The 19,070-nt window shown below is 75.2% G+C and carries 19 protein-coding genes; 9 read left to right on the forward strand and 10 right to left on the reverse strand.

What is annotated here, in order from left to right:
* Nucleotides 1–107: 107 nt before the first annotated feature.
* The 4 genes from ACQEU6_RS14165 (at nt 108) to ACQEU6_RS14180 (ending at nt 5,691) form a co-directional block, all read left to right on the forward strand.
* Entirely contained in the window at nt 108–1,958 is a 1,851-nt protein-coding gene (locus ACQEU6_RS14165) for an ABC transporter ATP-binding protein (RefSeq protein ID WP_499332150.1), read from the forward strand.
* Nucleotides 1,955–3,775 carry an ABC transporter ATP-binding protein gene (locus ACQEU6_RS14170; RefSeq protein WP_499332152.1) on the forward strand — a complete coding sequence of 607 codons (1,821 nt, stop codon included), beginning with the start codon at nt 1,955–1,957 and terminating at the stop codon, nt 3,773–3,775. Before ACQEU6_RS14165 ends, ACQEU6_RS14170 begins: the two co-directional genes overlap by 4 nt.
* An 81-nt stretch (nt 3,776–3,856) precedes the next feature.
* Nucleotides 3,857–5,113, forward strand: a complete 1,257-nt coding sequence (locus ACQEU6_RS14175; protein ID WP_499332154.1) for a hypothetical protein — start codon at nt 3,857–3,859, stop codon at nt 5,111–5,113.
* Nucleotides 5,114–5,280: 167 nt separating this feature from the next.
* Nucleotides 5,281–5,691 carry a hypothetical protein gene (locus ACQEU6_RS14180; RefSeq protein ID WP_499332156.1) on the forward strand — a complete coding sequence of 137 codons (411 nt, stop codon included), beginning with the start codon at nt 5,281–5,283 and terminating at the stop codon, nt 5,689–5,691.
* Between the two features lie 7 nt (nt 5,692–5,698).
* Here ACQEU6_RS14180 and ACQEU6_RS14185 read toward each other — a convergent pair whose 3' ends face one another.
* The gene (locus ACQEU6_RS14185) at nt 5,699–6,376 is read right to left on the reverse strand and encodes a phosphorylase family protein (RefSeq protein WP_499332158.1); all 678 of its coding nucleotides are present in this window, start codon (nt 6,374–6,376) and stop codon (nt 5,699–5,701) included.
* Nucleotides 6,377–6,525: 149 nt separating this feature from the next.
* Between ACQEU6_RS14185 and ACQEU6_RS14190 the strand changes: the two genes are divergently transcribed.
* On the forward strand, nt 6,526–6,867 hold the full coding sequence (locus tag ACQEU6_RS14190; RefSeq protein WP_499332160.1) for a hypothetical protein: 342 nt from the start codon (nt 6,526–6,528) through the stop codon (nt 6,865–6,867).
* Nucleotides 6,868–6,886: 19 nt separating this feature from the next.
* A complete protein-coding gene (locus tag ACQEU6_RS14195) occupies nt 6,887–8,062 on the forward strand; it encodes a winged helix DNA-binding domain-containing protein (protein WP_499332162.1) in 1,176 nt (391 codons plus the stop codon).
* 26 nt (nt 8,063–8,088) lie between these two features.
* Here the strand turns inward: ACQEU6_RS14195 and ACQEU6_RS14200 are convergent, their stop codons facing one another.
* Nucleotides 8,089–8,670 (reverse strand): hypothetical protein, encoded by a 582-nt coding sequence (locus ACQEU6_RS14200; protein WP_499332165.1) that lies wholly within the window; start codon nt 8,668–8,670, stop codon nt 8,089–8,091.
* Between the two features lie 184 nt (nt 8,671–8,854).
* Between ACQEU6_RS14200 and ACQEU6_RS14205 the strand changes: the two genes are divergently transcribed.
* The 3 genes from ACQEU6_RS14205 (at nt 8,855) to ACQEU6_RS14215 (ending at nt 12,733) form a co-directional block, all read left to right on the forward strand.
* The gene (locus ACQEU6_RS14205; RefSeq protein ID WP_499332167.1) at nt 8,855–9,988 is read left to right on the forward strand and encodes an acyl-CoA dehydrogenase family protein; all 1,134 of its coding nucleotides are present in this window, start codon (nt 8,855–8,857) and stop codon (nt 9,986–9,988) included.
* Nucleotides 9,988–10,941, forward strand: coding sequence for an acyl-CoA dehydrogenase family protein (locus ACQEU6_RS14210; protein ID WP_499332169.1), 954 nt, complete (start codon nt 9,988–9,990; stop codon nt 10,939–10,941). Before ACQEU6_RS14205 ends, ACQEU6_RS14210 begins: the two co-directional genes overlap by 1 nt.
* Nucleotides 10,942–11,005: 64 nt before the next feature.
* A complete protein-coding gene (locus ACQEU6_RS14215) occupies nt 11,006–12,733 on the forward strand; it encodes a CocE/NonD family hydrolase (RefSeq protein WP_499332173.1) in 1,728 nt (575 codons plus the stop codon).
* Between the two features lie 19 nt (nt 12,734–12,752).
* On the opposite strand, the gene ACQEU6_RS14220 is transcribed toward ACQEU6_RS14215, so the two are convergent.
* From ACQEU6_RS14220 to hisD, 8 genes are read right to left on the reverse strand one after another with little or no spacing between them, the layout of a single operon-like run.
* Nucleotides 12,753–13,601, reverse strand: a complete 849-nt coding sequence (locus ACQEU6_RS14220; RefSeq protein ID WP_499332176.1) for an ATP-grasp domain-containing protein — start codon at nt 13,599–13,601, stop codon at nt 12,753–12,755.
* Nucleotides 13,602–13,617: 16 nt separating this feature from the next.
* Complete coding sequence (gene hisF / locus ACQEU6_RS14225) at nt 13,618–14,379, reverse strand: imidazole glycerol phosphate synthase subunit HisF (protein ID WP_499332178.1); 762 nt, start codon at nt 14,377–14,379, stop codon at nt 13,618–13,620.
* Nucleotides 14,376–15,095 (reverse strand): bifunctional 1-(5-phosphoribosyl)-5-((5-phosphoribosylamino)methylideneamino)imidazole-4-carboxamide isomerase/phosphoribosylanthranilate isomerase PriA, encoded by a 720-nt coding sequence (gene priA, locus ACQEU6_RS14230; protein ID WP_499332179.1) that lies wholly within the window; start codon nt 15,093–15,095, stop codon nt 14,376–14,378. Before priA ends, hisF begins: the two co-directional genes overlap by 4 nt.
* Nucleotides 15,096–15,129: 34 nt before the next feature.
* Complete coding sequence (gene hisH / locus ACQEU6_RS14235; protein ID WP_499332181.1) at nt 15,130–15,765, reverse strand: imidazole glycerol phosphate synthase subunit HisH; 636 nt, start codon at nt 15,763–15,765, stop codon at nt 15,130–15,132.
* A gap of 13 nt (nt 15,766–15,778) precedes the next feature.
* A complete protein-coding gene (locus ACQEU6_RS14240; protein WP_499332183.1) occupies nt 15,779–15,949 on the reverse strand; it encodes a CG2302 family histidine operon protein in 171 nt (56 codons plus the stop codon).
* Nucleotides 15,950–15,951: 2 nt separating this feature from the next.
* Nucleotides 15,952–16,545: an imidazoleglycerol-phosphate dehydratase HisB gene (gene hisB, locus ACQEU6_RS14245; RefSeq protein WP_499332184.1), complete on the reverse strand. Its 594-nt coding sequence runs from the start codon at nt 16,543–16,545 to the stop codon at nt 15,952–15,954.
* Nucleotides 16,542–17,663: a histidinol-phosphate transaminase gene (locus ACQEU6_RS14250; protein WP_499332185.1), complete on the reverse strand. Its 1,122-nt coding sequence runs from the start codon at nt 17,661–17,663 to the stop codon at nt 16,542–16,544. Before ACQEU6_RS14250 ends, hisB begins: the two co-directional genes overlap by 4 nt.
* Nucleotides 17,660–18,967, reverse strand: a complete 1,308-nt coding sequence (gene hisD / locus ACQEU6_RS14255) for a histidinol dehydrogenase (RefSeq protein WP_499332187.1) — start codon at nt 18,965–18,967, stop codon at nt 17,660–17,662. The genes ACQEU6_RS14250 and hisD overlap by 4 nt, the downstream gene beginning before the upstream one ends.
* Between the last annotated feature and the right edge of the window lie 103 nt (nt 18,968–19,070).

The raw sequence follows: 19,070 nt of genomic DNA on the forward strand, positions 1-19,070 counted from the left end.
GGGAATAAGCGTCCCCGCCGGATGGTAGGCAATATCCGGCCCCACAAACCCCCCGCCGCGGTCGCAAGGGGGCATTTTCGGGGCGCCGCCATGATCGAGGAGTCGCCGTGCCACCTGCGTCCAGACGCGTCAGCCCGCATGTCCTGAGAGAGGGCTCGGGCGTCCTGTGGGTGGCGGTGAAGGCGGAGCCGCGGGTGTTCACGCTGTCGGTGCTGGCGAGCGCCGTCTACGCGGCGATGACCGTGGGGACCGCGCAGGTGCTGGGCTGGGCGACCGGCCACGTCGTGCTGCCGGCGTTCGAGTCCGGGCGCACGACCGCCGGGGCGCTGGCGGGGGCCGCCGCCCTCATCATGGCGGTGGCGCTGCTGAAGGCCCTCGGCGTCGCGGGACGCCGGTTCTACGCGGGCCTCATGCAGTACCGGCTCCAGGCGTCCTACCGCCGCGCGGTGACCAGGCAGTACCTGCGGCTCCCGCTGGCGTGGCACCACCGGCACCCGACCGGGCAGCTGCTGTCGAACGCCAACGCCGACGTCGAGGCGGTGTGGGCGCCGATCGCGCCGCTGCCGATGGCGGTCGGCGTCGTGTTCATGCTCCTGATCGCCGCGGTGTCGATCCTGGTCACCGACGTGGTCGTGGCGGCGGTCGGGTTCCTGGTGTTCCCCGCCGTCGCCCTCATCAACGTGGTGTACCAACGGCGGCTGTCCCCGGTGGCGACCCGCGCGCAGCAGCTGCGCGCGGAGGTCAGCGAGGTCGCGCACGAGAGCTTCGAGGGCGGCCTGGTGGTCAAGACCCTCGGCCGGGAGGCGGCGGAGACCGAGCGGTTCGCCGAGCGGGCGCGGGAGCTGCGGGACGCCAACATCGCGGTCGGCCGCATCCGCGGTCTGTTCGATCCGGTGCTGGAGGCGCTGCCGAACCTCGGGGTGCTGGCCGTCCTGCTGATCGGGTCGGTGCGGCTGGACTCGGGCGCGATGTCGCCGGGCGACCTGGTGAACGTCGCCTACCTGTTCACGCTGCTGTCGTGGCCGATCCGGGCGCTGGGCTGGGTGCTGGGCGAGGTGCCGCGCAGCGTCGTCGGATGGAAGCGGGTCCGCGGCGTCCTGGACGCGACGGGGTCGCTGCCGTTCGGGGACGGCGCGCTGGACGGTTCCGCGGGCGCGGCGACCGAGCTCCAGGTCCGGGAGGTCAGGTTCGCCTACGAGGCGGCCGGCGGCGAGGGGACGCGGCGCCGCGTCCTGCACGACGTGTCGTTCGCGGCCGCGCCCGGCCGGACGATCGCGATCGTCGGCCCGACGGGGTCGGGCAAGTCCACGCTCACGTCGCTGCTCGTCCGGCTGGTCGACCCGGCGGACGGGTCGGTCCTGCTGGACGGCGTCGACCTGCGCGACGTGGAGCGCGGCGGGGTCGCGGCCACGGCGGCCCTGGTCCCGCAGCAGACGTTCCTGTTCGACGACACCGTGCGCGGCAACGTGGCGCTCGGCCTCGACGTCCCGGACGAGCGGGTCTGGGAGGCGCTGCGGCTCGCCCAGGCCGAGGGGTTCGTCGCGGCCCTGCCCGGCGGGCTCGACACCAGGGTCGGCGAGCGCGGGGCGACGCTGTCGGGCGGGCAGCGCCAGCGGCTCGCGCTGGCGCGGGCGCTGGTGCGGCGGCCCCGGCTGCTCGTCCTGGACGACGCGACCTCCAGCGTCGACCCCCAGGTGGAGGCGCGCATCCTGCAGAGCCTGCGGGAGTCGCAGGCGGAGGAGGCCGGCGGCGCGACCGTCGTGGTCGTCGCCTACCGCAAGGCCACGATCGCGCTCGCGGACGAGGTCGTCTACATGGAGCACGGCCGCGTCGTCGCGCGCGGCACCCACACGGAGCTGCTGGACGGCTCGGAGGGCTACCGCGACCTCGTCAACGCCTACGAGCGGGCCGAGGCGGAACAGGAAGCGGTCGAGGGCGGCGAGGAGGCCCTGGCATGACGACGGTGACCGACACGGCGGCATCGAAGCCGAGAAGCGCGCCGGGACTGAGCGACACCGCGGCGGAGGGCGCGATCAGCACGCTGCGGCGCGGGCTGCGGCTGACGCCGGAGTTCCGGGCCGGCCTGTCCGGGACGCTGGCGCTCGCGCTGGTGTCGACGGCCGGGCGTGTGGTGGTGCCCGTCGCCGTCCAGCAGACGATCGACAAGGGCCTCGGCCGCCCGGAGGGCCCCGACCTGGCCTTCATCCGGACGGCGGTGCTGCTGTGCGCGGCGGCCGTCCTGGTGACGGCCGTGTGCGCCTACCTGATGAACGTCCGCCTGTACCGGACGTCCGAGGGCGGCCTGGCGACGCTGCGGGTGCGGGCGTTCCGGCACGTCCACGACCTGTCGATGCTCACCCAGAGCGGGGAGCGGCGGGGCTCGCTGGTGTCGCGGGTGACCGGCGACGTCGACCAGATCAGCCAGTTCATGCAGTCGGGCGGGCTGATGTTCATCGTGTCGATCGGGCAGCTGATCGTGGCGAGCGTGCTGATGGTCGTCTACTCGTGGCCGCTGGCGCTGCTGGTGTGGGTGGCGTTCGTGCCGCTGGCGTTCGCGCTGCGCCGGTTCCAGCGGATCCTGTCGAGCGCGTACATGCGGGTGCGGGAGCGGATGGGCGACCTGCTGGCGGCGGTCAGCGAGTCGGTCGTGGGCGCCCCGGTGATCCGCGCCTACGCCTCGGAGGAGCGCACCGGCCGCCGGGTGGACGAGACGGTGGAGTCCTACCGGTCGGCGCAGACGCGGGCGCAGGCGATGGTCGCGCTCACGTTCCCGGTCAGCGAGCTGGTGGCGGCGCTCGCCACCGCGGCCGTCGTCATCGCCGGGACGCTGCTCGGCGTCGCCGGGGAGTTGTCGGCCGGGCGGCTCGTGGCGTTCCTGTTCCTGGTCACGCTGTTCGTCAGCCCGATGCAGACGGCCACCGAGGTGCTGAACGAGGCGCAGAACGCGATCGCGGGGTGGCGCCGGGTGCTCGGGGTGCTGGACACGGCCCCGGACGTCGCCGACCCGGGCGAGGCGGGCGAGACGCTGCCGCGCGGCCCCATCGATCTGCGGTTCGAGTCGGTGGGGTTCGCCTACCCGGGCGGCCCGCCCGTCCTGCACGACGTCAGCGTCGGCATAGCGCCGCGCAGCCGCGTCGCGATCGTCGGGCAGACGGGGTCGGGCAAGACGACGTTCGCCAAGCTCCTCACCCGGCTCATGGACCCGGTGTCGGGCCGCGTGCTCGTGGACGGCGTGCCGCTGGACCGCGTCCGGTTCTCGTCGCTGCGCGAGCGGATCGTCATGGTCCCGCAGGACGGGTTCCTGTTCGACGCGTCGCTCGCCGACAACGTCCGGTACGGGCGCCCGGACGCCTCCGACGAGGACCTCGTCCTCGCGCTGACCGAGCTGGGTCTCGCCGACTGGCTGGACGGCCTCCCGGAGGGCCTCGCCACGCCCGTGGGGCAGCGGGGCGAGTCGCTGTCGGCGGGCGAGCGCCAGCTCGTCGCGCTGGCCCGCGCCTACATCGCCGACCCGGACCTGCTCGTCCTGGACGAGGCGACCTCCGCCGTGGACCCGGCCACCGAGGTGCGGATCCAGCGGGCGCTGGACGGCGTGACGCGGGGCCGCACGGCGATCTCGATCGCGCACCGGCTGTCCACGGCCGAGGCGGCGGACGAGGTGATCGTGTTCGAGGCGGGGCGGATCGTGCAGCGCGGCCCGCACGCCGAGCTCGTCGCCGAGCCGGGCGTGTACGCCGATCTGCACGCGTCCTGGGTCGCCCAGCGGAGCCTGTGACAGGTTCCACAGGGCCGCTCCCTGGGTAAACGCAAGCTAAAGCACTTGCCCGATATCTGGTCCAGTGCGCATTCTGCTGGGGTGAGCAACGAGGTCGTGTTGGAATCGGCGGGCACGCTGCACGGTCAACTGCAGCGTGGACTCGGGAGGGCCGCGCGCCGCGCGGCGGACAAGCCCGGCGCGGGCGAGTACGTGTACGCCTGCGTCCGGCGGGATCCGCGCTGGGATCGGCAGTGCGAGTCGCGGCGGCTGTACTACGCCCGGTTGATGGTCGATCTGGAGTTGTCGGTGGGGCCGGTGGCGGAGCATCTGTTCGATCCGTCCGACCACACCGACCCCGACGAGTGGCGGGTGGACCTGGCGCTGGGCGTGCTGGCCGACCTGGTGCGGCTGAGCCGGCGGGAGGCCGCCGCGCCGCTGCGCCGGTACGCCGAGGAGGGCGCGCAGTGGTTCGACGCGGTCGCCGAGCTCATCGATCTTGAAGACCCCTCGCTCGCGGTCGGGCTGGACGCCCTGGTCGCCGCGCGGTGCGACGACGCGGACCTGGCGCTGCTGGTCCCGGGCCGGTACAACCCGGTGATCGAGGCGTGGGCGGCGCGGCAGCCGCGGGTGGCCGACGCCCTCGCGCGGCAGCGGGAGGCGGGACGGGCGGCGCGGCGCGCGATGGTGCCCGCCGCCGGGAAGGACGGGCAGAGCGAGGCCGAGTTGCTGGATCTCGCGCGCAGGCGCGGCGAGGGCTCCATAGCGGCGATATTCGAGCTGGGCCGCCGCAGGACGCTCGCCCTGCTGGACCTCGCGGAGGAGCTGCTGCCCCAGCGGCCGAGCAGGTTCGGGGGCGCGGTGTGCCGGGCGTTGCGCGAGTACGGGCCGGAGACGCTGCCGCGGGCGCGGACGTGGGCGGCGCAGCGCGGCGGCTGCGCGGACATGGGGCTGCGCATCCTCGCCCGCTACGGCACCCGCCAGGACATCCCCCTGCTGATGGAAGAGCTGAACGCCGCCGTCTCCCGGCGCGACTGGGCCGACGCCGCGAGCCCGATCGAGGGGCTGGGACGGCTGCGCGCGGGCGAGGCCGTCCCGCTGTTGAAGACCGCTTGGACCGAATCCACCTATGCCTATCTGAGACCCCGCATCCTGACCGCCTTGACGAGAACCGCCCCGCACACCGCCGAGTCCTACACCGTCGAAGGGCTGTGGGACTGCGAGGAGGGCGTCCGGGCCGAGGCCGCCCGGACCGCGCCGATCACCGGCGAGACGTCGCTGCGGTTGCAGCGCCTCCACAACGACGGCGCCGAGGAGCCCGGCGTCCGCGCCGCCGCCGGCGCCCGCCTGATGCCCTGAAGGCCGCGGTGTCCCTGAAGCCCGCGGTGTCCCTGAAGCCGCGGTGCACCGGATCGCGGTCGTCCGAGCCGGGATGAACCCCTCCGGGGCGGGGCGCGTATTCCTCCCTCGAATCGCGCGTCTCACCCCGGAGAGGAAGAGCGATGGTTTCCCGACACCATCTCGGCTTGTTGAAGACGGTGCCGCTGTGCGCCGCCGTGCTGGCGATGCCGCTGGCGGCCGGCTGCTCCGCCGGGTCGGACGCGTCCGGCGGCAAGGACGCCGAGCCGGCGAGCCTGGCCGAGCTGGCGCAGCAGACGGACTGCTCCCTGACCGGGAAGCGCAAGGTCGAGGATCTGGAGCAGGGGAACTGCAAGACCGCGCGGGGACGCTACGTCCTGCTCAGCTTCACCTCCGACAACGGCATGAACGCCTGGCTGGAGGAGGCCAAGCCCTGGGGCGGGACGTACCTGGTCGGGGCGCGCTGGGTGGCGGTCAGCCAGCAGCAGACCCTGGAGTCGCTGCGCGGAGACCTCGGCGGCAAGATCGTCCAAGGGGACGACGGCCACGGCGCGGGGCACGGCTCGGGGCACGGCTGACGGGCGGTCAGGCCCGGCCCGCGGCGCTCCCCTCGCTCGTGCCCTCCTCGCCCCGCACGAGCAGGGCGCTCCAGCGCTCCAGGGCGGGGCCCAGGCGTTCCAGGACCCGCCGCCCGGCCAGGCCCCGGCGGACGATGCCCGGGTGCCGCAGCGGGTGCCGCGGGCCGTCGACGACGACGCGGACGGCCGCCACCGGCAGCGTCCCGGCGCGCTCGGCGACGAGAGCCGACTCCATGTCCGCGAGCCGCGCCCCCTGCGCCGCGAGCAGGGCGCGCTCCGCGCCCCGGACGAGACGGTCGGTGGTGACCAGCGGGCCGACCTGAGCGCTCAGGCCGTCCCGGATCATCTCCTCGGCGAGCAGGTGCGGCGCGGCGCACGGCACCGCCTTCCCGCACGAGCCGTCCTCGCGGATCTCGTCGGCGACGAGGACGTCGCCGGGCCGCAGCCGCTCGTCGAGCGCGCCGCCGAACCCGGCGACGACGAGGGCGGCGCAGGCGGCCGGCAGCCGGTCGGCGCGCCGCGCCCGGTAGCCGACGACCACGACCGGCGTCCGGGTGAGGCCGCGCCGGATCGCGCGCGCCTCCATCCCGAGCGCGGCGCACACCACCGGGCCGAGCATCGGCGCGTCCGCGTCGTCGTCCCCGCCCGGCCCTCCGGCGGCGTCCAGCCCTCCAGTGACGTTCACGCGTCCAGCGAAACACGAGGTCATCCCGAGATCCAGCGCCATCACCGCGCAGTGCCATATCCGCTCACCGCGCAGTGCCGGATGCGCCTCCCGCGGATCCGCCTCGCGGAGGGCGCGGACGGCGCCTCCGCCCGCTTAGACTCCCCGGCATGACCTCGACCTCCTTTCCCCTTCGGCGGAAGCTGGCCGTACTCCCGTTCGTCCTGCTGCCCCTCGGCGCGGCGGCCGCGTGCGGCGGCGAGAACAGCAAGACCTCCTGCGGCGTCAACTCCTGCACGGTGACCTTCGACCGCGGCGTCGACGCCAGCGCGTCCATCCTCGGCGTGAAGGCCGAGCTGGTGAGCGTGCAGGGCGAGATGGTCACCCTCAGGATCGGCGGGCAGACGGTGACCGTGCCGGCCGGGGACGGGCAGCAGGCCGAGGGCTTCGACGTCTCGGTGCAGTCCGTCACCAGGGACCAGGTGGTGGTGAAGATCTCCAACAACGGCTGACCGGGTCTAGAATTCGCTCATGCGTTCGATGACCGCGGCGGAGCGCCGGGCCCGGCTCGCGCTCCGCCACCGGCTCTGCGTCCCGGCCAGGACCGACGACGTCCTCGACATCGTCCGGTCCCTGGTGGTGCTGCACGCCACGGACCCGGCCACCGTCCACCTGTCGGTCGCGGCCCGCAGCGTCCACGCCGTCCCGGCGGCGGTCGAGAAGGCCCTGTACGACGACCGCGCGCTGCTGCGGATGCTCGCGATGCGCCGGACGATGTTCGTCGCGCCGACGGACCTCGTCCCGGTGCTGCAGGCGTCCACGGCGAACGGGCTGGCGGCCAGGCAGCGCGCGACCTACACGCGGATGATCGAGCGCGGCGCCGACGTCGCCGACGCGCCCGCCCTGTTCGCCGAGGCCGAGGCGGCCGCGCACCGGGCGCTGCTGGCGCGCGGTGAGGCCACGGGCGCCCGGCTCAGCGCCGACGTGCCCCTGCTGCGCACCCAGGTCGACCCGGCGCCCGGCAAGTCCTACTCGCGGCCCACGAGCATCACCACCTGGGTCCTGGTCACGCTCGGCTGCGAGGGCCGCATCGTGCGCGGGCGGCCCAACGGGTCGTGGACGAGCAGCCAGTACGTGTGGTCCCCCGTCGAGACGTGGCTGCCCGGCGGCATCGAGGACGTCCCGGCCGAGGAGGCCCGCGCCGACCTCGTCCGCAGCTGGCTGCGCGCGTTCGGGCCCGCGCCCGTCTCGGACCTGAAGTGGTGGACGGGCTGGAGCGCCGCCGACGTCAGGAAGGCCCTCGCGCTCCTGGACGTCACCGAGGTCGACCTCGACGGCGCCGCGGGCCTCGTCCTGGGCGACGACCTGGAGCCCGTCGCCGCGCCGGAGCCGTCGGCGGCGCTGCTGCCCGCGCTCGACCCGACCCCGATGGGCTGGCGGGAGCGCGGCTGGTTCCTCGGTGCGCACGGCCCGCGGCTGTTCGACCGCAACGGCAACATCGGGCCGTCGGTCTGGTGGGACGGCCGGATCGTCGGCGGGTGGGCGCAGCGCAAGGACGGCGAGATCGCCGTCCGCCTCCTGGAGGACGCCGGCGCCGACGCCGAGGCGGCCGTCGAGCGGGAGGCGGCGCGCATGGCGGAGTGGTACGGCGACGTCCGCGCGATCCCCCGGTTCCGCACCCCCCTGGAGCGCGAGCTGACGTCGTGAGCCGGGCCCGTCAGTGGTAGGGCCCGTCAGTGGTAGGGGCCCGCGGTCGTCGCGGCCCGCCGCTTGGCCCCGCCGCGCCGCAGGAAGGTGACGGCGAACGCGACGGCCGCGAGGCCGCCGAGCCCGAGCGCGGCCAGCAGGGCCAGGCCGAGGTAGCCGTGGGCGGTGTCGTCGGGCGTCACGAGGATCGGCCCGTCGGCGCCCCGGCACGTCAGCCGGGCGTCACCCGACACCGGCGCCTTGAACGTGGCCGTGTAGCGGTAGGAGGCGTGGTCGGACGCGCTCCAGGAGTTCTTCCGCGTGAGCGGGACGGGCCCGGACCGCTCCCCCGCCTCGACCCGGCAGGCGTACGGGGTCGGGCCGCCCTCCCGGACGTAGACGAAGTAGCCGTAGCCCTCCGTGAGCCGCACGGTGACCCCGGAAGCCGGGTCGCCCGCCGCCGACGGGCCCTCGGCGACCTCCGAGTCGTCCCACAGGACCGCCAGCGTCGTGAAGAACCCGATGACGGCGACCAGGACCAGGGCGATCGGCAGCGCGTACCACCCGGCGCTCGGGCCGACGCGCCGTTGCCGCGGCGCCCAGCCCGGTCCCGGCTGACCCGGTCCCACGGGCGGCGGCGGTCCCATCGGCGGGTTGGACCCGGGCCACATGTCTTCCCCCCTGCGGAGTTCTGTGCAGGACGACAACGATCGCAGAGAACCGTCCGCCCCGCCAGACGGCCTCCTGTAAAGGGCCGCTGACCGAGGGGTTGGAGCACGTCTGTAACGTCCCCCCTGGACAGAGGAGGCGCATGTGGCGGCACTGCCCGGCCTGACCCCCGGCACGCTCCCGCCCGAGACCGCCGAGCTGCGGGCCCGGGTGCGGGAGTTCCTGGCCGAGACGCCCTTCACGGCCCGCTGCGACAGCTGGCTCACCGGCGCCGACCCCGCCTTCAGCCGGCTGCTGGGCGAGCGCGGCTGGCTGGGCATGACGCTCCCCGAACGCTACGGCGGGCACGGGAGCTCGCCGCTGGAGCGGTTCGTGGTGGTCGAGGAGCTGCTGGCCGCCGGGGCCCCCGTGGGGGCGCACTGGATCGCCGACCGGCAGACCGGCCCGTCGATCCTCGCCCACGGCACCGAGGAGCAGAGGAGGCGGTTCCTGCCGGCGATCGCGCGCGGCGCGTGCTTCTTCGCGATCGGGATGAGCGAGCCCGACTCCGGGTCCGACCTGGCGTCGGTCCGGACCCGCGCCGAGCGCGACGGGCGCGGATGGCGGCTGCACGGCGCCAAGGTGTGGACGAGCGGCGCCCATCTCGCGCACGCGATCCTCGTCCTGGCCCGGAGCGCGCCCCGCACGGCGGACCGGCACGCGGGCCTCAGCCAGTTCATCGTGCCCCTGCCGGACGACCGCGTGACGGTCAGGCCCATCCGGGGGCTGTCGGGCGAGCACCACTTCAACGAGGTCGTGCTCGACGGCGTGTTCGTGCCGGACGCCCTCGTCCTCGGCCGCGCCGGGGACGGGTGGCGGCAGGTGACCGCCGAGCTGGCCTACGAGCGCAGCGGCCCCGAGCGGCTGCTCAGCACGTTCCTGCTCGTCCGGCTCCTGCACGGCCGCGCCACGGGCCCGGCGGCTCGGCGGGCGCTCGGCGGGCTGACCGCGCGGCTCTGGGCGCTGCGGCAGGCGTCGCTGGGGGTCGCCGGGGCACTCGCCCGGGGCGAGACGCCCGAACTGGCCGCGGCCCTCGTCAAGGACCTCGGGACGCGGTTCGAGCGCGAGGTCGTCGAGGCGGCGCGCGAACACGCGGGCGTGGAACCCGATCCCGGCTCCCCCGACCCGCTGGCGCGCGCGCTGGCGGAGTCGGTCGTCCAGGCGCCCGGGTTCACGCTGCGGGGCGGCACCAACGAGATCCTGCGCGGCATCGTCGCCCGCGGGCTGGGAGTGCGCTGATGGGGCTTCTGGAGGAGACCGCGAACGAGATCCTCGCCGGCGACGACCCGTGGCCGGCGCTGGAGGAGTCCGGTCTGGCGCTGGCCGGGGTGCCGGAGGAGGCGGGCGGCAGCGGCGGGGACCTCGCCGACGCCGCCGCCGTCCTGCGCGCGGCCGGGTACCACGCCGCGGCCGTGCCGCTGGCCGAGACGCTGCTGGCCGGGCGGCTGCTCGCCGGCGCCGGGCTGCGGGCGGCGCCCGGCGCCCTCACCGTCATGTCCGGCGACGCCGAGAGGGCGGAGGCCCCCGGCGGCCCCGTCCTGAGCGGGACGTTCCGCCGGGTTCCGTGGGCGCGCTCCGCGCGGTCGCTGGTCGTCCTCGGCGGCGGATTCGTCGCCGTCGTCGATCCGGCGCGGGCGCAGATCACCGAGGGCGCGAACGTGGCGGGCGAGCCGCGCGACGACGTCGTCCTGTCCGGCGTCCCGGCGCAGGAGGCGGCGCCGTGCGCGGTGGACGCGGCCGAGCTGCGGCGGCGGGGCGCGCTGGCGCGGGCCGTCCAGCTGACGGGGGCGATGGCCCGGGCGCTGGACCTGTCCGTCCGGTACGCGGGCGAGCGGGAGCAGTTCGGGCGGCCGATCGGGCGGTTCCAGGCCGTCCAGCAGATGCTGGCCGAGCTGGCCGGGGAGGCGACGGTCGCGGACGTCGCGGTGCGCGCCGCCGTCCGCGCCCCCGGCGACCCGGTCGCGGTGGCGGCCGCCAAGGCGAACGCGTCGCGGGCCGCGGGCGCGGTCGCCGCGATCGCCCACCAGGTGCACGGCGCGCTCGGCGTCACCGAGGAGCACCCCCTGCGCCGGGTCACGCTGCGGCTGTGGTCGTGGCGGGAGGAGTACGGCGGCGAGACCGCCTGGGCCGACGACCTCGGCGCGGCGCTCGCCGCCGCGCCCGACCCGTGGGCGCTCGTCACCGGCACCTGAACGCTCGACCGGCGGAACGTGTCGGTAATCTCACTAGGAGTAGCGGACCGCGTTCGGAGACAGCATGGCGCCCTGGGACCGACTGCCCGTTCCGCCGATCAGGCTGCCCCGGCCGAAGGGGCTGTCCTGGCCGCCGGGGCTTCCGTGGCCGCGCGGCCTGGCCCCCTACACCGTCGAGCGCGACCTGCCGGTCGCCATGCCCGACGGGGTCGTCCTCCTCGCCGACCGGTACGTCCCGGCCGGGGTCGAGCGGCCCCCCACGATCCTCGTCCGGACCCCGTACGGGCGCCGCGGCCCCGCCGCCCTCGCCAACGGCCTGCTGTTCGTCCCGTTCGGCTTCCAGCTGGTCGTGCAGAGCACCCGCGGGACCTCCGGGTCCGGCGGCGAGTTCGACCCCCTCGGCAGCGAGCGCGCCGACGGGCTCGCCACCGTCGAGTGGCTGAAGCGCCGGCCCTGGTTCCACGGCGCGTTCGCCGCGTTCGGGCCGAGCTACCTCGGCTACGCGGCATGGGCGATCGCCGCCGAGGCCGGGCCCGAGCTGAAGGCGATGTCGCTGCAGATCACCGCGTCCACGTTCCGGGACGCCGCCTACGTGGGCGGGTCGTTCGCCCTGGAGTCCACGCTCACCTGGACCGACCTCACGCACCGGCAGCAGCGGCGGCTCGGCATGCTGACCGCGCCGCTGACGTCGCGGCGCCGCGTCCAGCGCGCCGCCCGATCCGGCCGCCCGCTCGCCGAGCTGGACGTGCTGGCCGGCGGCGAGCCCATGCGCTTCTACCAGGACCTGCTCGCCGGCCACGGGGACGCCGACGGGTACTGGGACACCCGCGACTTCAGCGCCACCGTCGGCGAGGTCGCCGCGCCCGCCACCCTCCTCGGCGGCTGGTACGACGTGTTCCTGCCCTGGATGGTCAGGGACTACCGGGCGCTGCGCGCCGCCGGGCACGCCCCGTACCTGACGATCGGCCCCTGGTGGCACACCGACGCGCGCCACGGCCTGCCGGCGATCCGCGAGTCGCTCGCCTGGTTCCGCGCCCACCTGCAGGGCGACCCGTCCGGGCTGCGGCGCGACCCCGTCCGCGTCTACGTCACCGGCGCCCGCGAGTGGCGGCACTACCGCGACTGGCCTCCGCCGGGCATGCGGCGGGCGCGCTGGCACCTGCACGCCGGCGGCGGGCTCGGCGAGGACGGCCCGCTCGGCGGCCCGCCCAGCGCCTACCGCTTCGACCCGGACCGCCCGACGCCCGCGCTCGGCGGCCCCACCCTGCTCGGCAGCTCCCGCCCCGTCGACAACCGCCCCCTGGAGCGGCGGCCGGACGTGCTGGTGTTCACCTCCGCGCCGCTCGGCGCCGACCTGGACGTCATCGGCCCGGTCGGCGCCGACCTGTACGTCCGCTCCGACCGCGAGCACACCGACTTCGTCGTCCGGCTCTGCGACGTCTCCCCGGACGGGACGTCCCGCAACGTCTGCGAGGGCGGCCTGCGCCTGCCCGCCGCCGCGGCGAGGCCGGTCGGGACCGGCGGGGTGCTCCGTCTCGCCGTCGACCTGTGGCCCACGGGCCACCGGTTCCAGCGCGGGCACCGCGTCCGGGTCCATGTCACCAGCGGCGCGCACCCCAAGGTCGCCGCCAACCCCGGCACCGGCGAGCCGCTCGCCACCGCCGCGACGAGGACGGTCACCGCCCGGCAGGAGGTCCTCCACGACCCCGACCACCCGTCCGCGATCATCCTCCCCGTCGCCGGGCGCTCCCCCGAGGCCGCGGTCCCGGCCCCCGGCGAGGACGCCCCGTGACCGCGCCCCGGGGAACGGCTCAGCTCACCCGGGAGACGATCGCCTTCGCCAGGTTCCCGGCGCTGCCGGGGGCGTGGTGGAGGTAGAGGGCGGGTTCGGTCAGTTCGAGCTCGATGAGCAGCGGGGCGCCGTCCGGGCCGGGGATCATGTCGACGCGGGCGTAGAGGAGGTCGCCGCCGTGCGGGACGGCCGCCAGCGCGCGGTTCGCCAGTTCCAGCTCGGCCCCGGTCGCCGTGGACGCGGTGACCCGGCCGCGCGTCGGGTCGTCCCGGACGTGGCCCTGGACGCCCGCCCCGGCGGTGAGGATCTGCGCCTTGCGTCCGGCGTGGCTGAACTCGCCGTCGAGGAAGACCAGCGCCGTCTCGCCGACCGTGTCGACCGCGGACAGGTACGGCTGGACCATCACCGTCCGGCCGGCCTCGCGGAGCGAGCGCAGATGGGCGCGGGCCGCGCCCTCCTCGCCGGGGCCCCAGCGGGCGGTGTCGCCCGCGCCGATCGAGACGGCGGGCTTGACGACGTACTCGGGCCAGTCGGAGGGGATGTCGTCCGGGTCCCACAGGGTCGGGACGACGGGGACGCCGGCGCCGGCGAGCTCGCGCAGGTAGCGCTTGTCGGTGTTCCACCGCACGATCGCGGCGGGGTTGAGGACGCGGGGCAGGCTCTGCGCCCAGGCGACGAACTCGTCCCGCCGGGTGGTGTAGTCCCAGGTGGAGCGGATGACGACGACGTCGTACCGGGACCAGTCGACGTCGGCGTCCCAGGCGACGGGCTCGGCCGCGGCGCCCTCGGCCGCCAGGGCGCCGACCAGGTCCTGGACGTCGTCGCTGCCGTCGGGCAGCAGGGCACAGGTCGCCAGAGCGATGCGCATGCGGGGGGTTCCCTCTTCAGCGGACGGGGTTGCCGGCGGCGCCGAGCGCGGCCTTGACGTCGGAGATCTTGAGCTCGCCGAAGTGGAAGACGCTGGCGGCGAGGACGGCGTCCGCGCCCGCCTCCACGGCGGGGGCGAAGTGCCGGGCCGCCCCCGCGCCCCCGCTGGCGATCACCGGGACGGTGACGGCCTCCCGGACGAGGCGCAGCATCTCCAGGTCGAACCCGGCCTTGGTGCCGTCGGCGTCCATCGAGTTCAGCAGGATCTCCCCGACGCCGAGCTCCGCGCCGCGGCGGGCCCACCCGACCGCGTCGATGCCGGTGCCCTCGCGGCCGCCGTGCGTGGTGACCTCGAAGCCGGACGGCGTCCCCGCGGCGCGCCGGGCGTCCACCGACAGGACGACGCACTGCGACCCGAACCGGTGCGCGGCCTCCCGCAGGAACTCAGGCCGCGCGATCGCCGCGGTGTTGATCGAGACCTTGTCGGCGCCCGCGCGCAGCAGCCGGTCGACGTCCTCGACGGTGCGGATGCCGCCGCCGACCGTCAGCGGGATGAACACCTGCTCGGCGGTGCGCCGCACCACGTCGTAGGTCGTGGAGCGGTCGGCGCTGGAGGCGGTGATGTCGAGGAACGTCAGCTCGTCGGCGCCCTCGGCGTCGTAGCGGCGGGCCAGCTCCACGGGGTCGCCCGCGTCCCGCAGGTTCTGGAAGTTGACGCCCTTGACCACGCGCCCGGCGTCGACGTCCAGGCACGGGATCACCCGCACGGCGACGGTCACTTCACGGCCTCCAGGGCCTCTTCCAGCGTGAACGCCCCCGCGTAGAGGGCCTTGCCGACGATCGCGCCCTCGACGCCGTCCGGGACGAGCCCGGCGAGCGCCCGCAGGTCGTCCAGCGACGAGACGCCGCCGGAGGCGACGACGGGCTTGTCCGTCCGGGAGCAGACCTCCCGCAGCAGGTCGGTGTTGGGGCCGCGCAGCGTCCCGTCCTTGGTGACGTCGGTGACGACGTAGCGGGGGCAGCCGTCGTCCTCCAGCCGCGCGAGGACGTCCCACAGGTCGCCGCCCTCCCGCGTCCATCCGCGGGCGGCCAGCGTCGTGCCCCGCACGTCCAGCCCCACCGCGATCCGGTCGCCGTGCGAGGCGATGATCTTGCGGCACCAGGCGGGGTCCTCCAGCGCGGCGGTGCCGATGTTGACCCGGGCGCACCCGGTGGCCAGGGCCGTCTCCAGCGACGCGTCGTCGCGGATGCCGCCCGACAGCTCCACCTTCACGTCCAGCTTCCCGGTCACCTCGGCGAGCAGCTCCCGGTTGGAGCCGCGCCCGAACGCCGCGTCGAGGTCCACCAGGTGGATCCACTCCGCGCCCGCCCGCTGCCAGGCGAGCGCCGCCTCCAGCGGCGCGCCGTAGGAGGTCTCGGTGCCGGCCTCGCCCTGCACCAGCCGGACGGCCCGGCCGTCGGCGACGTCGACGGCGGGAAGAAGCGTCAGAGTCATGCGGAAACCCTATCGATGCTGATGAGACGGGGGGCTAGGCCAGGGTGGCGAGCCAGTTGCGCAGGAGCTGGGCGCCGGCGTCGCCGGACTTCTCCGGGTGGAACTGGGTGGCGCACAGGGGGCCGTTCTCGACCGCGGCCACGAACCGGTCGCCGTGCTCGGACCAGGTGACCAGGGGCGCCGGGATGGTGCCGGTCGGGTCGGAGACCAGGTCCCAGCTGCGGGCGGCGTAGGAGTGGACGAAGTAGAAGCGCTCGTCGCGCAGGCCCTCGAAGAGCTCGGAGCCCTCGGGGGCGTCCACCGTGTTCCAGCCCATGTGCGGGACGACCGGGGCGTCCAGGCGGTCGACCGTGCCGGGCCACTCGTCGCAGCCCTCGGTGGTGACGCCGTGCTCGATGCCCTGGGAGAACAGGATCTGCATGCCGACGCAGATGCCGAGGACGGGGCGGCCGCCCGCCAGGCGGCGGCCGATGATCTGGTCGCCGTGCACCGAGCGCAGGCCCGCCATGCAGGCGGCGAACGCGCCGACGCCCGGGACGACCAGGCCGTCGGCGGCGAGCGCGGCGTCCCGGTCGGCGGTGACGGTCACCTCCGCGCCGGCGCGGGCCACGGCGCGCTCGGCGGAGCGCAGGTTCCCCGAGCCGTAGTCCAGGATGACGATCTTCTTCACTGCCCGATCACCCTCACGACCACATCACTCCGCCGGCGAGCGCCAGCCCGGCGAGCACCAGCAGGAGCAGTGCGGCGATCTTGAGACCCTGCTTGACGAAGCTGTACACGCCCGCGAGCAGGAACACGGCCACCGCGAAGATCGCCACGGTGCCGTAGGTGAGGTGCAGGCCACCGATCTCCACGGCTAGAGGGCCCCCTTGGTGGAGGGGATGCCGTGCACCTTCGGGTCGAACGCCACGGCGTCGCGCAGCGCGCGGGCGAGGGCCTTGAACTGCGCCTCGACGATGTGGTGGGCGTTGCGTCCGTAGGGGACGTGGACGTGCAGCGCGATCCGCGCGTTCGACACGAACGACTCGAAGACGTGCCGGGTCATCGTGGTGTCGTACTCGGGGCCGATCATCGGCGCCATGCCGTCCGGCTCCACGTGCACCAGGTAGGGGCGGCCGGAGACGTCCACGGTGACCTGGGCGAGCGCCTCGTCGAGCGGGATCGAGGCGTCGGCGAAGCGGCGGATGCCGGCCTTGTCGCCGAGCGCCTCGCGGAACGCCGCGCCGAGCGCGATCGCGGTGTCCTCGATGGTGTGGTGGCTGTCGATGTGCAGGTCGCCGGCGGTCTTGACGGTCAGGTCGAACGACCCGTGCTTGCCGAGCTGCGCCAGCATGTGGTCGAAGAACCCCACGCCGGTCGCGACGTCGACCACCCCGGTGCCGTCGAGGTCGATCTCGACGAGGACCTGGGTCTCCCCGGTCCCGCGCTCGACTCGTCCCTTGCGCGTCACGGACTCTCCTCACTGTTCTCGGTGCCCGCCCCGCGGGCCTGGCGGAGCGCGGTGCGGAAGGCGGCCATCTCGGCGGGGGCGCCGACGCTGACCCGCAGCCACTCGGGCGGGCCGACCTCCCGGATCAGCACGCCCTGTTCGAGCAGGCCCTCCCAGACGCGGCGGCGGTCGGGGAACGTCCCGAACAGGACGAAGTTGGCGTCGGAGTCGGCGACCCGGAGCCCCTCGGCGCGCAGCCACGCGACGAGGTCGTCGCGCTCGCGGCGCAGGGCCTCGACGCCGCCGAGCAGCTCCTCGCCGTGGGCGAGGGCGGCGCGCGCGACGGCCTGGGTGACGGCCGACAGGTGGTAGGGCAGCCGGACGAGCAGCAGCGCCTCGACCACGGCGGGGTCGGCGGCCAGGTAGCCGAGCCGGGTCCCGGCCATCGCGAACGCCTTGGACATCGTCCGGGTTACGATCAGCCGCGGGTGGCCGTCCAGCAGCGTCAGCGCGGACGGGGTGCCCGCCCGCCGGAACTCGGCGTAGGCCTCGTCGACGACGACCATCCCGGGCGCGGCGGCGAGGACGGCCTCGATCGCGTCGAGGGGCAGCGCCGTGCCGGTCGGGTTGTTGGGCGAGGTCAGGAACACGATGTCGGGCCGGTGCTCCTCGACGGCCGCAACGGCGCGCTCGGGGTCGAGGCCGAAGTCCTCGCCGCGGGAGGCGTTCACCCAGCGGGTCCCGGACACCTCCGTGATGATCGGGTGCATGGAGTAGGACGGCTCGAAGCCGAGCGCGGTGCGCCCCGGCCCGCCGAACGCCTGCAGGATCTGCTGGAGGATCTCGTTGGAGCCGTTCGCGGCCCACACCCGGGCCGTGGTGAGGCCGGCGCCGGGCGTGTCGGTGTTCAGGAACGCGGCGAGGTCCTCGCGGAGCGCGACCGCGTCGCGGTCGGGGTAGCGGTTCAGCGACCCGGCGACGTCCATGACGGCCTCGCCGAGGGCCTTCACCAGCCGCTCGGAGGGCGGGTAGGGGTTCTCGTTGGTGTTCAGCGCGTACGGGACGTCCAGCTGGGGCGCGCCATAGGGCTCCCGGCCGCGCAGGTCGTCCCGTAGCGGCAGGTCGTTGAGCGAGGTCACGAAGGGATCTCCCAGTCGAAGCGGGCCATGAGGGCGGCGCCGTGGGCGGGCAGGTCCTCGGCCTCGGCGAGCGCGACGACGCGCGCGGTGGCGTCGGCGAGGGCGTCGCGGTCGTACTCGACGACGTGCACGCCGCGCAGGAACGACTGGACCGACAGCCCCGAGGAGTGGCAGGCGCACCCGCCGGTCGGCAGGACGTGGTTGGACCCCGCCAGGTAGTCGCCGAGCGAGACCGGCGCGTACCGGCCCACGAAGACCGCCCCGGCGTTGCGGACGCGCGCGGCGACCGCGGCGGCGTCGGCGGTCTGGATCTCCAGGTGCTCGGCGGCGTAGGCGTCCACGACCTTCAGCCCGGCGTCGACGCCGTCGACCAGGACGATGCCGGACTGCCGCCCGGCCAGCGCCTCGGTGACCCGCTCGATGTGCCGGGTGCGGGCGACCTGCGCCTTCACCTCGGCCTCGACCTCGTCGGCGAGCCGCACCGAGTCGGTGACCAGGACGGCGGCGGCGAGCGTGTCGTGCTCGGCCTGGCTGATCAGGTCGGCGGCGACCTCCACCGGGTCGGCGGTGCCGTCGGCGAGGATCGCGATCTCGGTCGGGCCCGCCTCGGCGTCGATGCCGATCACGCCCTTGAGCAGCCGCTTGGCGGCGGCGACGTAGACGTTGCCGGGCCCGGTGACCATGTCGGCGCGGGGGCACTCGTCGGTGCCGTAGGCGAACATCGCGACGGCCTGCGCGCCGCCCGCCGCGTACACCTCGTCGACGCCGAGCAGCGCGCACGCGGCGAGGATCGTGGGGTGCGGCAGGCCGCCGAAGTCCTTCTGCGCGGGCGAGGTGACGGCGAGGGAGCCGACGCCCGCCTCCTGCGCGGGGACGACGTTCATGACCACGCTGGACGGGTAGACGGCGCGGCCGCCCGGCACGTACAGGCCCACGCGGCCGACCGGGATCCACCGCTCGGTGACGGTGCCTCCGGGCACGACCTGCGTGGTGACGTCGGTGCGGCGCTGGGCGCGGTGCACGGCACGGGCGCGGCGGATGCTCTCCTCCAGCGCGTCCCGGACGGCCGGGTCGAGGTCGGCGAGCGCCCGGTGCACGGTGTCGACCGGGACCCGGACGCGCTCCAGCTCGACCCCGTCGAGCCGGCTGGTGTGCTCCCGTACCGCCGCCGAGCCGCGATGGCGCACGTCCTCGCAGATGGGCCGCACCTTGTCCAGGGCGGCCTCGACGTCGAGTTCGGCGCGGGGCAGCACGGAGCGCAGGTCGCCGGGAAGCGAGCCGCGCAGGTCGATACGGGAAATCACCCGCCCAGTCTACGGAGTGCCCTCCGTCCCCCGCGCACCGTCTCACGTCCCGAGACGCCCGTGTCGTCACCGTGCGGGGCCGTGCCGTCGCGGAGCAGGACGG

Origin of the sequence: Spirillospora sp. CA-108201, assembly GCF_050936235.1 — a bacterium.
GTDB lineage: Bacteria > Actinomycetota > Actinomycetes > Streptosporangiales > Streptosporangiaceae > Spirillospora.

Coding starts and splice junctions, on each gene's coding strand:
- ACQEU6_RS14170 (WP_499332152.1), top strand. CDS start 1,955: ATGACGACGGTGACCGACACGGCGGCATCGAAGCCGAGAAGCGCGCCG.
- ACQEU6_RS14190 (WP_499332160.1), top strand. CDS start 6,526: ATGACCTCGACCTCCTTTCCCCTTCGGCGGAAGCTGGCCGTACTCCCG.
- ACQEU6_RS14195 (WP_499332162.1), top strand. CDS start 6,887: ATGCGTTCGATGACCGCGGCGGAGCGCCGGGCCCGGCTCGCGCTCCGC.
- ACQEU6_RS14210 (WP_499332169.1), top strand. CDS start 9,988: ATGGGGCTTCTGGAGGAGACCGCGAACGAGATCCTCGCCGGCGACGAC.
- ACQEU6_RS14215 (WP_499332173.1), top strand. CDS start 11,006: ATGGCGCCCTGGGACCGACTGCCCGTTCCGCCGATCAGGCTGCCCCGG.
- ACQEU6_RS14220 (WP_499332176.1), bottom strand. CDS start 13,601: ATGCGCATCGCTCTGGCGACCTGTGCCCTGCTGCCCGACGGCAGCGAC.
- priA (WP_499332179.1), bottom strand. CDS start 15,095: ATGACTCTGACGCTTCTTCCCGCCGTCGACGTCGCCGACGGCCGGGCC.